At 59.1% G+C, this 14,542-nt stretch carries 13 protein-coding genes; 7 read left to right on the top strand and 6 right to left on the bottom strand.

Features of this window, described 5'->3' with window-relative positions:
* Positions 1 to 38 precede the first annotated feature (38 nt).
* The 4 genes from ACQY8Q_RS23500 to ACQY8Q_RS23485 are packed head-to-tail and all read left to right on the top strand — an operon-like array spanning position 39 to position 1,950.
* Positions 39 to 488 (top strand): flavin reductase family protein, encoded by a 450-nt coding sequence (locus tag ACQY8Q_RS23500; protein WP_428429856.1) that lies wholly within the window; start codon positions 39 to 41, stop codon positions 486 to 488.
* Between the two features lie 44 nt (positions 489 to 532).
* The gene (locus ACQY8Q_RS23495) at positions 533 to 862 is read left to right on the top strand and encodes an XdhC family protein (RefSeq protein WP_428428831.1); all 330 of its coding nucleotides are present in this window, start codon (positions 533 to 535) and stop codon (positions 860 to 862) included.
* Between the two features lie 5 nt (positions 863 to 867).
* Positions 868 to 1,575: an XdhC family protein gene (locus ACQY8Q_RS23490; protein ID WP_428428830.1), complete on the top strand. Its 708-nt coding sequence runs from the start codon at positions 868 to 870 to the stop codon at positions 1,573 to 1,575.
* A gap of 57 nt (positions 1,576 to 1,632) precedes the next feature.
* Positions 1,633 to 1,950, top strand: coding sequence for a TfoX/Sxy family protein (locus ACQY8Q_RS23485; RefSeq protein WP_428428829.1), 318 nt, complete (start codon positions 1,633 to 1,635; stop codon positions 1,948 to 1,950).
* On the opposite strand, the gene ACQY8Q_RS23480 is transcribed toward ACQY8Q_RS23485, so the two are convergent.
* The 5 genes from ACQY8Q_RS23480 to ACQY8Q_RS23460 all read right to left on the bottom strand — a co-directional run bounded on the left by ACQY8Q_RS23480 (position 1,940) and on the right by ACQY8Q_RS23460 (position 6,852).
* Positions 1,940 to 2,362: an NUDIX domain-containing protein gene (locus ACQY8Q_RS23480; protein ID WP_428428828.1), complete on the bottom strand. Its 423-nt coding sequence runs from the start codon at positions 2,360 to 2,362 to the stop codon at positions 1,940 to 1,942. The genes ACQY8Q_RS23485 and ACQY8Q_RS23480 overlap by 11 nt on opposite strands.
* A 16-nt stretch (positions 2,363 to 2,378) precedes the next feature.
* Positions 2,379 to 3,908, bottom strand: coding sequence for a DEAD/DEAH box helicase (locus tag ACQY8Q_RS23475; RefSeq protein WP_428428827.1), 1,530 nt, complete (start codon positions 3,906 to 3,908; stop codon positions 2,379 to 2,381).
* Positions 3,909 to 4,118: 210 nt separating this feature from the next.
* Positions 4,119 to 5,441: a M23 family metallopeptidase gene (locus ACQY8Q_RS23470; RefSeq protein ID WP_428428826.1), complete on the bottom strand. Its 1,323-nt coding sequence runs from the start codon at positions 5,439 to 5,441 to the stop codon at positions 4,119 to 4,121.
* 98 nt (positions 5,442 to 5,539) lie between these two features.
* A complete protein-coding gene (locus ACQY8Q_RS23465) occupies positions 5,540 to 6,367 on the bottom strand; it encodes a ferritin-like domain-containing protein (protein WP_428428825.1) in 828 nt (275 codons plus the stop codon).
* Positions 6,368 to 6,369: 2 nt separating this feature from the next.
* Entirely contained in the window at positions 6,370 to 6,852 is a 483-nt protein-coding gene (locus ACQY8Q_RS23460; protein ID WP_428428824.1) for a peroxiredoxin, read from the bottom strand.
* A gap of 365 nt (positions 6,853 to 7,217) precedes the next feature.
* Between ACQY8Q_RS23460 and ACQY8Q_RS23455 the strand changes: the two genes are divergently transcribed.
* A complete protein-coding gene (locus tag ACQY8Q_RS23455) occupies positions 7,218 to 10,622 on the top strand; it encodes a DUF3971 domain-containing protein (protein ID WP_428428823.1) in 3,405 nt (1,134 codons plus the stop codon).
* A 52-nt stretch (positions 10,623 to 10,674) separates the two neighbouring features.
* Here ACQY8Q_RS23455 and tyrS read toward each other — a convergent pair whose 3' ends face one another.
* Positions 10,675 to 11,928 (bottom strand): tyrosine--tRNA ligase, encoded by a 1,254-nt coding sequence (tyrS, locus tag ACQY8Q_RS23450; protein WP_428428822.1) that lies wholly within the window; start codon positions 11,926 to 11,928, stop codon positions 10,675 to 10,677.
* A 130-nt stretch (positions 11,929 to 12,058) separates the two neighbouring features.
* On the opposite strand from tyrS, the gene ACQY8Q_RS23445 reads away from it, so the two are divergent.
* Positions 12,059 to 13,186: an anhydro-N-acetylmuramic acid kinase gene (locus tag ACQY8Q_RS23445; RefSeq protein ID WP_428428821.1), complete on the top strand. Its 1,128-nt coding sequence runs from the start codon at positions 12,059 to 12,061 to the stop codon at positions 13,184 to 13,186.
* A gap of 120 nt (positions 13,187 to 13,306) precedes the next feature.
* Positions 13,307 to 14,500 (top strand): diguanylate cyclase, encoded by a 1,194-nt coding sequence (locus tag ACQY8Q_RS23440; RefSeq protein WP_428428820.1) that lies wholly within the window; start codon positions 13,307 to 13,309, stop codon positions 14,498 to 14,500.
* Positions 14,501 to 14,542: the final 42 nt, after the last annotated feature.

Genomic DNA, 14,542 nt, shown 5'->3' with positions numbered 1-14,542 from the left:
ACAAGACCCAACTGGACCCGCTGACCTACCGTGATGCCATGAGCCGGCTGGCCGGTCACGTGCATATCGTGACGGCGGCTCATAACGGCGTGCGGCGCGGTGTGACGATTACGGCTGCCTGCTCGGTCTCCGACGATCCGGCAACCCTGCTGGTCTGCCTCAACGGTGCCAACCCGCGCAACGACATCTTTGCTGACAGCGGCAGTTTTGCGCTCAATCTCCTCGGTGCCGACCAGATGAATCTCGCCCATGTTTTTTCCGGCAAGAATCCTGTCGATCCGTCAGAGCGGTTTTCCCACGGCACCTGGGGAGAACTGAAGACTGGCGCGCCGATTCTTGGCGAGGCGGTCGCGGCGTTCGATTGCCGGCTGATCGATATCAAGACGGTAGCCACCCATATCGTCCTGTTCGGACAAGTCGTTGCGGTGACACTCGGTCCGCAGAAACCGGCGCTGGTCTATCTGGACCGGGACTACCGCACGTTATAGATTTTCCTGAACCTCCTGCGATGGGAAATGTAAGAGGAGAGCATATGCCAGGCCAGCCTCTAACCCTCGATCCGTTGACGGTTGCCGCAGAATGGCATGCCGATGGACGTGGTGTCGCCATTGCAACGGTCATCGAGACCTGGAGCTCCGCCCCAAGGCCGGCCGGTTCTCATCTGGTTATTGATTCGGCGGGTAATTTTCACGGTTCCGTTTCCGGCGGCTGCGTCGAGGAAGCTTTGATTCCGGAAGCACTAGAGGTGATCGCCTCCGGCATTGGGCGGACTGTCGAGTTCGGCGTCACCGATGATGCCGCTCGAAAAGCCGGCCTTTTCTGTGGTGGGCGCATTCGCCTCTACATTGAAAAACTGGGATAGCGCCGATGCTTCTCGCTCATCTTCAAGAGATCAATGCGGCGCGCGATGCGCGGCGTGCAGCAGTGACGATCACGGACCTCGACACAGGTTCCACCCGGCTTTTCCGCGAGAAAGAGGTATTTGATCCGCCGGTTTCGTCCGCATTGGAATCCGCGCTGCGCACGGGAAAATCCGGCATTGTCGAAACCGGCGGCCGATCTGTCTTCATCAATGTCTATCTGCCTTCGCCCCGTATCGTTGCCATTGGAGCAGGTCATATATCGCAGGCACTTGCCGGTATGGCCGCCATTGCTGGGTTCGAGTTGACGATCATCGACCCGCGCGATTCGTTTGCTTCGCCCGAGCGGTTCGGTCCCGCACAATGCCTTACGGAGCGGCCGGAGGACGTGTTTCAGCGAACACCGCTTGATGCCTACACAGCCATGGTTGCCGTTTCGCATGATCCCGCCATCGACGACTTTCCTCTGATGAAAGCGATTGCGGCCGGCTGCTTTTATGTCGGTGCGCTCGGGGGCAAGAAGAGCCATGCAAAGCGGGTGGAGCGTCTGGCCAAGCTGGGACTCGACGATGCTGCCATCGCCCGTATTCACGGCCCGATCGGCCTTGATATTCGCGCATCCAATCCAGCAGAAATCGCTGTTGCCATACTCGCTGATATCATACTGACCCTGCGGACACGCAATGTCACGGGAACGCTGGATGAAGCATCGTGATCTCGACACGCCGGATAAGATCATCGCCACCGACGGCATATGGAAAGGCTGACAGACATGGACAATGCGGCAATCGAGGAGATGTTTTCGGCTCTTGGGCCGGTGACGGTCAAGCGCATGTTTGGCGGCAAGGGCATCTATTTCGAGGGCCGGATTCTGGCTCTGGAGGTCAGCGGCGATATTCTGTTGAAAGCAGATACCGAGAGCGCCGGGGAATTCGAGGCGGCCGGTAGTTTGCAGTGGAGCTATGACGGCAAGGGCAAACTGGTGAAAATGCCCTACTGGTCCATTCCGGAAGAGGCTTTTGATGATCCCGATGAAATGGCCCGCTGGGTACGGCTTGCCTATGAGGCCGCCTTGCGCGCTAAGAAATAGCCAGCGCCCGCAACGCCTTGACCGCATCCTGCGCAAACAGGGAGAGCGGTTGCGGCAGGTCGTCGAGAGGGTACCAGCCGATTTCGGAGAGTTTGTCGGGTTCCGTCAACTGGGGTTCGCCGGAGAAATCGTCGGTCACGTAGATCAGCGAGACCCAGTGTTGCCGGTCGGCTTCAATCAGTTGTTCGCTCAGGCAGAGAAAACGGGCCGAATGGATTTTTAGGCCGCTCTCTTCTTCCGCCTCGCGGCGGGCGGCGTCGGCTGCCGGTTCCATATGATCGACCTTGCCACCGACAATGCTCCAGTGGCCAGCTTCCGGCGCCTTCAAGCGCTTGCAAAGCAAAAGCTTGCCGTCACTGAAGACGGCAAGCCCTGATCCCACACCGGGAAAATCTATACCTGGATATGCCATGTGACCGCGTAAAGGCTCAGGCCTTGCCGGCAATCAGCATGAAAGCCGGGATATCGTCGCCAAAGCCGACTGGCGTCGGGCCGTCGTCCTGATCGCGGCGATAGCGATTGCGGCGATTGTCATCGTTGGCAGGAGACGGCTGGGGAGCAGGACGGTTGCTGTTACGGCCGGCATTCTGCGGTTTCGTTTCTGCCTTGCGTTCTGATCTCACAGGTTCTGCCTTTGCTACTACCGGTTCAATGGGGGCTGCTACGACTGCCGGACTATCGTCTGATTTGATGTCCGATTTGTGACTGGCCACGGGCCGGGGAGCGTGTTCGCGATCCCGGTCGTTGCGGCGTCCGCCGCGCTTGCCGTCACGGCCGCCGCGGTCCGGCTTGCTGCTCTCGTGGCTTTCCATCGGAGCGGGCAGGGCGGAAAGATCGCCGTTCAGCCACTCGATGTTCTTGTCGATCAGCTTTTCGATGGCATCGACGAATTTCGTGTCGCGTTTGGAAACCAGCGTGAACGCAGCACCCGAACGTCCGGCACGACCGGTGCGGCCGATGCGGTGGACATAGTCTTCCGCATGGATCGGCACGTCGAAATTGAACACGTGGCTGACATCCGGAATGTCGAGACCGCGAGCGGCGACGTCGGAGGCGACCAGCAGGGTGATCGCATTGTCCTTGAAGCCAGCAAGCATTTTCGTGCGCGAGCTCTGGTCCATATCACCATGCAGGGCACCCACGGAGAAACCGTGACGCGACAGCGAACGGTACAGTTCGGCAACATCAAGCTTGCGATTGCAGAAGATGATGGCGTTCTTCAGATCGTCCTGCTTCTGGATCAGATCGCGCAGCACTGCCCGCTTTTCGTAATCCTTGCTGTGAGTGGCGACCAAACGCTGCGTGACGGTCGTTGCCGTCGAAGAGCGCGTGGATACTTCGACACGCTCGGGGTTCTGCAGGAACCGGTCGGCGAGCTTCTGGATTTCCGGCGGCATGGTGGCCGAGAAGAACAGGGTCTGGCGCGTGAACGGGATCAGCTTGGCGATGCGCTCGATATCGGGAATGAAGCCCATGTCGAGCATGCGGTCGGCCTCGTCGATGACAAGGATTTCAACGCCGGTCATCAACAGCTTGCCGCGTTCGCAATGGTCAAGCAGGCGGCCTGGTGTGCAGATCAGCACATCGGCGCCACGCTCAAGCTTGCGGTCCTGCTCATCGAAGGACACGCCGCCGATCAGCAATGCGACATTGAGCTTGTGATTCTTGCCGTATTTTTCAAAGTTTTCCGCAACCTGAGCAGCCAGTTCGCGCGTCGGCTCGAGAATGAGCGTGCGCGGCATACGAGCGCGGGCTCGGCCCTTTTCCAGAAGCGTCAGCATTGGCAGCACGAAGGATGCCGTCTTACCCGTGCCCGTCTGGGCGATGCCCAGAATATCACGCCGCTGCAGGGCTGGCGGAATAGCGCCTGCCTGGATCGGTGTAGGGATGGTGTAGCCCGCATCTGTCACTGCGGTAAGAACTTTTTGGCTCAGGCCAAGGTCTGAAAAAGTGGTCAAAGGGAAATCTGTTTCCGTTCCGGTTCGGTCGAACTCTGGTCAATCGGCGCATGCGTTAACTGCCGTCGCTGGGGCTCTTAGTCCCATAGCCAAGCAAAGTCAAGAAAACCGGTGGTTTGATCGGTGAAAGAGTCAATAATGGGCTGCCAACAACAGGATAGCGCAAAAACGCCTGCCGTTACGTCAAGAGCGGCCACAAAGCCATCAAGTTCAATTGATGTAGTGGCTGAGCTTAATGCCAGCGGTCAAAAACCGCATGGGGTCTACGGCCTCGCCATTGAGGCGGACTTCATAGTGCAGGTGCGGACCGGTCGAGCGGCCGGTGCTACCGGAGCGGGCAATGGCCTCGCCAGCGGTAATCTTGTCACCGGCATTGACCAGTATAGTCGAGAGGTGCGCGTAGCGGGTGGTGATGCCGTTGCCGTGGTCGATTTCGATCATGTTGCCGTAACCCCCGGTCTTGCCGGCGGTGATCACCGTGCCGGGCGCAGTCGCGAGGATGCGGGTTCCGGTCGGGGCGCGAAAATCGATACCGGCATGCAGCGCCAACCGGCCAAGGAAGGGATCGAGGCGGTTACCGAAGCTTGAGGTAATGTCGCTGGCTGGCGACGGATTGTTGAATGGCAGCTTCCTTGCCTGGCTGCGAACGTTTTCAAGACGGCCAAGCGCTGTGTCGAGCCCAACCAGCGAGCTGTCGAAGGCCTCGGTGGTTTCCGGCTCGACGAACGGACCGCCAATAGCGTCGTCATCTGCGGTAGCGCTGGTGTTTTCCGTTTCCACAGCCTCATCTTTGGCCACCTTGACGCCGGTGCGCGCAAGGATAGTCATGATGGCATCGGTTGCTTCCGACGCGCCCGCCGTCAGGCTGTCGATCCTAGTTTTCTGTTCCTGCTCGATATCCTTGAGCGATAGCGTTACCTTTGAAAACAGCCTGTCGGCCCGGTCAGACATGGCTTCCTGTCCGCTTGACGCGGATTGCGGTGCGTAGGCCAGCGCCATTTTCTGCTGAGGCGCCTTGGCGCCCATGCCCATCAAGCGTTCGATGGCTTTCAAGCCACCACTGGCGTCTGCCCGCTTTTCGTAGGCGAGGGGGGCTGCGTCCGCAGGCTGGATTTCCTTCTCGGCGAGACCGGATTCTTCGGCGCGGTCGAGCAGCGTGCCGAGGCGGCCGTGGCGTGACGACAGCGCCATCTGCTGCTGCAGCAGCTTTTCGACCTTGTCTTCAACGACTTGCTGATCAAGAAGCTGGCGGCTGGTGACGCGATCGACCTGCGCACGCAGGGCGGCAATCCGGTCCTCGTATTCGTGCTGCATGCGCGCCTGGCGGGCCATCGTGCCGCCGATCAGGTCATCGCGCAGCACCAGATAGGAGGTTGCAGCGAGATAGCCGATCGAAAAAACAGAAATAAAACAAACCGACAGCGCTGCCATCCAGGGCTGAACGGTCATGTGGCGAACCTTGTTGCCGCTGGCCAGAATGATGATGTGCTTTTGTGCGCGCTTGCCGAAAACCTGGCTTTCCGTAGACACCAACTCACCCCCAACGCGTGCGATTCTGCCCGTCCTGATGGGGTTGATTAGACACCGTTAAGGTTAATAAAGCCTTTCGGGGCGGGTTTTGTGACGGTCTTTCAGGTGTTCACGGAGGCCGTCATCGATCGATAGAAGGATGGCGTCAGGCCAGCTTCGGCGCGGGCGATATCGTTGAACGGCGCCTTCAGGGGGCCGCGAAAATTTGCCCTGACCAGGGCCTGGAATGCCGCTGCCGGGTCTTTCTTCTGCCGGGCACAGAGGAAGCGGAACCATTTGGCGCCAACGGCCACATGGCCCTTCTCGTCCTCGTAGATGACGTCGAGCACCGCAGCGCTTTCCATGTCGCCAGCCTCGCGCATCTTCGCTTGCAGCGCTGGCGTCACGTCAAGGCCGCGTGCCTCGAGAATCAGAGGCACGACTGCCAGCCTTGCCGTAAGGTCGTTGCGCGTATCATGGGCTGCCTGCCAGAGCCCGTCATGGGCCGGCAAGTCACCATAGTCGGCACCAAGCTGGCGCAGGCGATCGCGCACCATGCGGAAATGCTTGGCCTCCTCGAAGGCCACCTTCATCCAGCCGTCGAAAAAAGAGTTGGGAACGGCTTCCGTGGCAAAGCGGGCGACGATGTCGAGTGCCAAATCGACGGCATTGAGTTCGATATGGGCAATGGCATGCAGGAGGGCGATCCTGCCTTTGTCTGTGGTCAGCGCACGCTTTGGCATTTGCCGTGGCGGTATCAGTTCCGGCTTTTCCGGCCTTCCGGGACGATCTGGCACGGGCGTATCGAGCGGCGAGCGCAGCGACAGGGTCCGCTCGCTCCAGCGGCGCGCCGTCTCCTGGGTCAAGAGTGTCTTGATATCTAGATCGGCTGCGCGGATTGCGCGGACGGCCCCGTCGCGAAGACTGCGAATCGCCGGCAGGCTCGTCATCGTCACGCTGTTCCGTTGGCAAGGTTCTTGGCTGCGGCAAGGACCTCTTCAGCATGACCGGCGACCTTTACCTTCGGCCAGATACGCCGGATGACCCCATTGGGTCCAATCAGCAGGGTTGTCCGCTCGACACCCATATATTTGCGGCCGTACATGCTCTTTTCGACCCAGACACCATAAATGTTCAGGACGGCCAGATCCTCATCCGAGACGAGGATGACGGACAGATCGTATTTCTTGGCGAACTTGTCGTGCTTCTTCACCGAATCCGGCGACATGCCGATGATCACCGCGCCAGCGGCTGAGAATTCGCTCAGCAGGCCGCTAAACGCGATCGATTCGGTGGTGCAGCTGCTGGTGTCGTCCTTCGGGTAGAAGAAAAGCACGACGGACTTACCCTTGAAGCCCGACAGCGAGACGGTTCCGCCGCCGTCACGGGGCAGGGTAAAGTCGGGTGCAATTGCGCCTTCGGTCAGGTTCGCCATGGTTATTCCTTTATTTTGGGGCATGTGCCGCAAAAGCTTGTCGCATGAGGCATATCCAATCGGAACCCGGCCCGTCCAGCGCCGCAGTGGTTAAGGGACGTTTCACGCACAGGGAAGATGGGTGGAAGGACAGACATCGTTTGCCCCGAGATGGTTCTTTGCCTACTGTGCAGCGAATGCAAATGCCGAAAGATGCTTCGGTGCGCCATTGGTGTTTCCAGGCAGGAACATGAGAAAAATCAACCACGTATGACGTGTGTTCGGCATCATGGGCATGGACCCGTCTGATGCCGCGAGGTCGAATCGCAGCAGATTGGAAAATACCGCATGATTCTTTTTCACACTTCCGGAGGCCGCCGGCACTGATGAATGAAATCCGCGGCGAAAAAGTATCGTTTCGCAAGGAAGACATTGTTGCTTTGCATTCCCTGCCGTCGGCGCAGGCCCATGATCCGTGCATTGTCCATGCTCCAAACAAGCGCGGCATTACCCATCGTGTCTTCACTGCGACGGCATTTATTGTTTCGATTGTCCTTCTGCTTGGCGCAGCGCTTGTGGCGGCCATTGAAGGCGGAGCTCTCGATGAGCCGTTGAATGCACGCGCGCAGGCGGCCCTGAACGCAGCGATCGGCAGCGGCTATCATGCCGAGGTCGGCAGCACTGTGTTGCGCGTGACAGCCAGTGGAGCGCTGGCGCTTAAGGCGCGGGACGTGACGCTGGTGCAAAACGTCTCCGACAAGCGCCTGGTCACCACCAATTCCGTCTTTATCGAACTCAATCCGCTGGCCTTGATAACAGGCCGGATTGCCGTTTCGCGGATCGAGGCTGAAGGGGCGACGCTTGATCCGTCCTTGCTGCCGCAGGGCAAGCCGATCGACCTCACCGCCATTCGCGTCGCCGATGTTGCAGCCGGGCTGGAAGTCGTTTTCAATCAGATCGACAGCATTTCGCAACTGATCAGCCGCAGCAATACCGAAACCGTCCGTATCGCCGACCTGAGATTGTCCTTTGCCGGTCTTCGCCAGCGCATCGTCCCTGTCGTTGTGGAAACCCTGGACTTCAAACGCACGGCCGATGGCTCGATGCAGATCGACGGTGTCTTCTCCATCGATGAGCAATCTTCGGAACTGCATCTTCGTGCCGACCGCCAGAACGGGCGGATCACCACGCTCGACGGTTCCGCCGTCGGCTTGCCGCTGTCTGCCTTCCTGCATCGGGGTGATACTGCGACGGAGCTTGCCTTCGGGGTGACGAGCAGCGCCGATCTGACCATCAAAGCAACGCGCGCCGCCGAAAACACGATACCGACGCTGCAGCTGAACGGCCGTTCCAACGGTGGTGCATTCGACGCGGGTGGGTTCACCTCCGAGCTCAAACCCTCCGAGCTCAATGTCAGCTATGATTTTGCGCGCAACAGAATAGAGATTCTGCCATCGATAGTGCGCGTTGGCCGGTCGACGTTCCCCTTTACCGGCGCGATTGCCGATCTTGATCCGGCGGTGCTCGCCGGCAAAAAGGGCTTTTCGATCGATCTTCTGGCGCAATCCGCCAGTTCGTCGCCAATCGACGTGTCGGAGGCGCCGCTGACCTTCGATGCCAAGGCGCAGGGGCGCTATTTGCCGGAGAGCCACGAACTGCTGTTTGACGAACTGACTGTCGCAAGCGGGTTGGGCACGGCTGCCGGTTCGCTGTCCATGACCTTCGGAGACACCTCGCCACAGATCAGTTTTGCGCTCCTGACCAGCAAGATACAGGCGGCGGCCGTAAAACAGCTGTGGCCCTGGTGGGTCGGCAAGAATGCGCGGCGCTGGGTGATCAACAATGTCTTCGGTGGCACGGTCACAGAGGGAAAACTCGAAGTCTTCCTGCCGATGGGACGCATCACGCGCACGGTCGGTCCCATCGATCTGAATGCCGATGAATTGAGCGTTCAATTCAACATTGCCGATACGCGGATCAACCTGGCTGGCGACATTCCGCCGCTGCGCGATGCCGCCGGTGCTTTCAAGCTGAAGGGCGAGCGCCTGGATGTGGAGATCGAGCGCGGAACAGCCTATTTCCCATCCGGGCGTTCCGCCACGGTGACCGGTGGTGATTTCGTCATCCCCAATACCTATGAAAAGCCGCTGATTGCCGAAATGAAACTCGATGTCGCCGGACAGGCCGACGCGATCGCCGAGCTTGTCAGCTACAGGCCAATCCTTGCGCTGCAGCGGACCCCGTTCAAGCCGGAGGATTTTTCTGGCGAGATGACGGCCGAGGTTGGCGCGCGGTTCGGTCTGATCACTGCCCAGAAACCGCCGCCGCCGCTCTGGCAGGCGCAGATGCTGCTGAATGGCGTGACCGTCAACAAACCCTTTGCCGGCCGAAACATCTCGGACATCAACGGCACCTTGCGGATCGACCCGAACCAAGCCGTGCTGGACGCCAAGGCCGATATCGATGGGGGAGAGATGAATATCTCCGTCATCGAGCCCGTCGGCTCAGCCAGCACGGTTAAACGCAAACGCGAGATTTCCGGAACACTGAATGACGGCGAGCTTGCCAAGCTGGCGCCGGGGCTGGCCGGCATCATCAGCGGGCCTGTGGCGCTGGATATCCTGATCAACGACAACGATCAGCACACGGTATCGGCTGATCTCGGCAATGCCTCCATTTCGCTTCCCTGGATCGGCTGGTCGAAAGGTGCCGGGATCGGCGCCAAGGCGACCTTTTCCGCGTCCACCACCGACGGTGTCACGCACATCGATGGTCTAAAGCTGAACGGCGATGGTTTTGGGGCCGCAGGCGCACTTGTGCTCGACAAGTCAGGTTTGAATTCCGGAGAGTTTTCTTCGGTCCAGCTCTCCAAGGGCGATAATTATGCTGTCAGCATAAAGCGCCAGAAGAATGGCTTTGCCGTCAACGTCAATGGCTCGTCCGCTGATATGCGCCCGGTCATCGAAAGCCTGCGCAGCGGGTCAGGCGACGGAGATGGTGGTGGCGATGGCGACGGCAAGCGGATTGCCATCAGCGCCAACCTTCAACAGGTGACAGGCTTCCATTCCGAGACGCTGTCCAACGTCAACCTCAATTACGCGGCCAGAGGCAAGCAGATCGACGCCGTCGACCTCTCGGCAGTGACCGATAGCGGCCAGGCCGTGGTGGCCACAATAACGAAAAACGGTGCCGACAACATTCTCGAACTGACCAGCGGCGATGCCGGTTCTTTGGCGCGATTTGCTAATATCTACAGCAACATGCGCGGCGGCTTGCTGAATCTCAAGCTACGCGATCGCGGCGGCAGCTCCTGGCGTGGAAGTGTCGATATCCGCAAGTTTTCGCTGGTCAACGAGGCAAGGCTGCAATCGATCGTCTCCACACCGACCGGTGCTGACGGCAGAAGCCTGAACCAGGCGGTGAAGAAGAACATCGATGTCAGTTCGGCCCGCTTCGAGCGCGGTTCCGCCAATGTGGCACTCGACAATGGATCGATCGCCGTCGACAGCGGGGTCGTGCGTGGTGTTGATGTCGGCGCAACGTTCCAGGGCACGGTGCGCGACAAGAACGGCAATATGGACATGACCGGAACGTTCATGCCGGCCTACGGGCTTAACCGCCTGTTCGGTGAGCTGCCGATCATCGGCGTCATCCTGGGTAATGGCCGCGACCGCGGTCTGCTGGGGATCACCTTCAAGCTGGTTGGCCCGTTCGCCAAGCCGAACCTGACGATCAATCCGCTGTCGATCATCGCGCCCGGCGTGTTCCGCAGCATTTTCGAATTCCAATAAAAAACCGGCGGGATCACCGTCGGTTTTGATGTCGCTTTATCGTGCTGGGCGCTCAGGCCGGCCGGACAAGAATGTGCTTCTTCTTGCCGAGCGACAGCTTGATGACACCATCTGCCGTCACATCACCGGTGCCGATCACCTGGCGATCGTCACTGACCACGGCATCGTTGAGACGGACCGCACCATCTTTCAGGAATTGTCGCACTTTGCCGTTCGATTCGGCCAAACCAGCCCGCACGAACAGCGCGAGAACACCGACACCGGCTTCAAGCTCTGCCTTTGGGACATCGATGGATGGCAGATTGGCTGCAAGTGCGCCTTCTTCGAAAGTCTGCTTTGCTGTTTCAGCTGAACGTTCTGCTGCCTCGCGACCATGAACGATAGCGGTTGCTTCGGTTGCCAGGATCTTCTTGGCTTCGTTGATTTCCGATCCGCCAAGCGCCACCAAACGGGCAATTTCGTCCAGCGGTAACCGCGTGAAGATCTTCAGGAAACGGCCGACATCGGCGTCTTCGGTGTTTCGCCAGTATTGCCAGAAATCATAGGGGCTGAAGACATCTTCATTCAACCAAACAGCACCCGTTGCTGATTTCCCCATCTTAGCGCCTGAAGATGTCGTGAGCAGCGGGGTTGTCAGTGCATACATTTGCGGTGTGCCCATCCGGTGGCCGAGATCGACCCCGTTGATGATGTTACCCCATTGATCCGATCCGCCCATCTGCAGCAGGCAGCCATGACGGCGGTTCAGTTCGACGAAGTCGTAGCCTTGCATGATCATGTAGTTGAACTCGAGGAACGACAGTGATTGTTCCCGGTCCAACCGAAGCTTGACACTATCGAAGCTCAGCATACGGTTGACCGAGAAGTGCCTGCCAACATCGCGCAGGAATTCAACGTAGTTCAACTTCAGAAGCCAATCGGCATTGTTAACGATGAACGCGTCCGTTGGGCCGTCGCCAAAGCGCAGGATACGCGAGAAGATGCGCTTGATACCTTCAATGTTGACATCGATTGCTTCGGGCGTGAGCAATTTGCGCTGCTCGTCGCGAAATGAGGGGTCTCCGACCATCGAGGTGCCGCCCCCCATCAAAGCGATTGGCCGATGGCCCGTTTCCTGCAGCCAATATAGCATTGTCGCCGAGATAAGGTTGCCAATATGCAGGCTGGTGGCTGTTGCATCATAGCCGACATAGGCCGTCACGGTTTCCTTGTTGAACAGCGCATCCAGTCCGGCATTGTCGGATGTCTGGTGGATGAAGCCGCGTTCGTGAAGGGTGTGCAGGAAATCGGACTTGAATTCGGACATGACCTGTCTCTTTCGGTGGCTGTTTGGAAAAGAATGAGCGCTTGCTGGATATTTGCGCGGCGTTTAGCACTGTTTGGTGAAAAGTGCACCTGTTTGCATCGGGAATGTTTGATTGGGAGTTGAGTGCGGGATGGCGCAGATGAAGACGGCGATCGGGCTGATGAGCGGTACCAGCATGGACGGGATCGACATTGCGCTTATTCGAACCGATGGCCGCAACAACGTTGAGCGCGGCCCGTTCATGGGGGTTTCCTACGAGCCGGTTTTCCGGAGCCGGCTGAAATTGGCGCTGGACGAAGCTCGCACCTTGACGAACAGGACGGAGCGGCCCGGCGATTTGGGCGCCATCGAGCGAAACCTGACGTTACGGCATGCCGTAGCGGTCAATGATTTTCTGGCTCAGAACGGGTTGTCGCCGGCCGATATCGACGTGATCGGATTTCACGGCCAGACCGTTCTTCATCGCCCGAATGACGCGCTGACCGTGCAACTGGGCGATGGCGCGCTGCTGGCCCAGTTGACGGGCATCGCCGTTGTTCACGACATGCGCGCCAATGATATGACCTATGGCGGGCAGGGTGCGCCTCTCATTCCTGTCTATCATGCCGCTCTCGCCCGAAGCGCTGGACAAACCGCGCCGCTGGTTTTCGTCAATATCGGTGGCATCTCCAATCTGACGTTTATTGGCACGCAAGGCGATATCGTCGCCTATGACAGCGGGCCGGGAAATACGTTGATTGACCAATGGGTGGAGACCCATACGGGGAGCGCCTTTGATCAGGATGGCGCCATCGCCACTGCCGGCAGCATCATTCCGCGGCTGGCTGACCGTTATCTCGACCATTCGTTTTTTTCATCCAACCAGCGTCGCTCGCTTGATCGCAACGATTTTTCACCGCCGGCGAATACAGATGCCGCCTTGGCGGACGGCGCACGCACGCTTGCCTATGTGACAGCTGCAGCCATTCTCAAATCGTCCAGACACCTGCCAGAACGGCCCCGGGCCTATGTCATCTGCGGCGGCGGACGGCTCAACCCGGTGATCATGGACGACTTTCGCAGGCTCGCGGCGCAGGAAGGCGCAACAGTTGTGGTTGCCGAGGAGGCGGGGCTCAATGGCGATGCCATGGAGGCGGAGGCATGGGCCTATCTGGCGGTGCGTTCGCTTGAAGGGTTGCCGCTGACATTTCCCGGCACAACGGGCGTTGAAAATCCGGTCACTGGTGGCGTCTTCAATGCGGTTTTAAAGCCTCTGTGATCGACTGAAATTAACGTTTCTTTTGCCGGGCGCAGATACCATTCGCCCGAATCTGCGATGCCTTGGCGGCATGGCGGAGGGGAACACACGGCGTGTGTGTTTCCGAAACGGACATATCCGATGAACGGCGCGCTCTTCTTACTGACGGTCAATTTCTTGATAGCGCAGCTTTTTTGCGCGTTTTTCCTCGTCATTTCCAAGCGTAGCCGCATTCCGTCGGCCGGGCGCTGTTTTGCCGCTGCGTTCGCGGTCGCCTCGCTGTCGGCAGTCTTTGAGGTAATGATCCGCTATGGCGATTTCGACCGGATCGCCAGTTTTGGTGCATTCACTTCCCTGCTAAGCGCGCTATTGATGATCCGCGTCGGCATTGGCCGCTTGTATGCGGTGCCGGCGAACATCTGGACCATTACGGCCCTTCTCTGCGCAGCACTTCCGCTCAACCTGATGATCTATGACTTGCCGCGCGGCACATTCGCCCATTCATTCGGCTACCAGATGCCGTTCGCGATTGCGGAATTGATCTGCGCGGTGGCGGTCTACCGGTCCGGGCGTCGCGAGACCGCCGACCGGATCCTCATGACGCTGCTTTTGGTCACGGCCGGCAATTTTGTCAGCAAGGTCTATTTTGCGGTCAAATTCAGCGGAGGCGATACGGCGCAAGCCTATCTTGGCAGCACCTATGCGCTGGTTTCCCAAAGCCTCAGCGCCGTGCTGGTCGTCTCGACAGGGCTGACATTGCTGGCCGTCATCGTCGTTGAAATCATGGACCATGCAAAGGCAAACTCCGAGATCGATCCGCTGTCAGGGCTTTTGAACCGGCGTGGTTTCGACGCACGCGTGAGCCAGATCCTTGCCCGCCCGATGTCCGCCTATCCGCACAGCGTGATTGTCTGCGATCTCGATCATTTCAAAGCCGTCAACGACACCTATGGTCACGCCGCTGGCGATCAGGTGATCCTGGCGTTTGGCCGCTTGCTTGCCGGACATGCACCGCCCGAGGCAATCTGCGCCCGTTTCGGCGGCGAGGAATTTGCCATCTTCCTGCCGTCGACGGGAGAAGCGACGGGGTACCTGTTTGCCCAGGGACTTCGCAACAGTTTCTCATCGCTGGTGATTATCGGACTACCGGACACCGTTCGCCTGTCGGCAAGCTTTGGTGTTTGCGCGCTTGCCTCACCAAGCCACTCGATCATCGATACGATCAAGGGCGCGGACGCAGCGCTTTATGATGCCAAGAAGAGCGGGCGTAACCGGGTCAACCGCGCGGAGCAAGCCAGACCGGCCAGCCCAGAAGGATGGCAGGCGCAGGCCTGACGTCCATGTTGGTTGTGCCAGCGAACCGGCTGCCGGGACACC

Source organism: Pararhizobium sp. (assembly GCF_965279435.1).
Lineage (GTDB): Bacteria > Pseudomonadota > Alphaproteobacteria > Rhizobiales > Rhizobiaceae > Pararhizobium.
This window is presented reverse-complemented; position numbering and strand designations above follow the sequence as displayed.

Coding starts and splice junctions, on each gene's coding strand:
- ACQY8Q_RS23500 (WP_428429856.1), top strand. CDS start 39: ATGAGCCGGCTGGCCGGTCACGTGCATATCGTGACGGCGGCTCATAAC.
- ACQY8Q_RS23460 (WP_428428824.1), bottom strand. CDS start 6,852: ATGGCGAACCTGACCGAAGGCGCAATTGCACCCGACTTTACCCTGCCC.
- ACQY8Q_RS23465 (WP_428428825.1), bottom strand. CDS start 6,367: ATGACGAGCCTGCCGGCGATTCGCAGTCTTCGCGACGGGGCCGTCCGC.
- ACQY8Q_RS23480 (WP_428428828.1), bottom strand. CDS start 2,362: ATGGCATATCCAGGTATAGATTTTCCCGGTGTGGGATCAGGGCTTGCC.
- ACQY8Q_RS23455 (WP_428428823.1), top strand. CDS start 7,218: ATGAATGAAATCCGCGGCGAAAAAGTATCGTTTCGCAAGGAAGACATT.
- ACQY8Q_RS23445 (WP_428428821.1), top strand. CDS start 12,059: ATGGCGCAGATGAAGACGGCGATCGGGCTGATGAGCGGTACCAGCATG.
- ACQY8Q_RS23440 (WP_428428820.1), top strand. CDS start 13,307: ATGAACGGCGCGCTCTTCTTACTGACGGTCAATTTCTTGATAGCGCAG.
- ACQY8Q_RS23485 (WP_428428829.1), top strand. CDS start 1,633: ATGGACAATGCGGCAATCGAGGAGATGTTTTCGGCTCTTGGGCCGGTG.
- tyrS (WP_428428822.1), bottom strand. CDS start 11,928: ATGTCCGAATTCAAGTCCGATTTCCTGCACACCCTTCACGAACGCGGC.
- ACQY8Q_RS23495 (WP_428428831.1), top strand. CDS start 533: ATGCCAGGCCAGCCTCTAACCCTCGATCCGTTGACGGTTGCCGCAGAA.
- ACQY8Q_RS23490 (WP_428428830.1), top strand. CDS start 868: ATGCTTCTCGCTCATCTTCAAGAGATCAATGCGGCGCGCGATGCGCGG.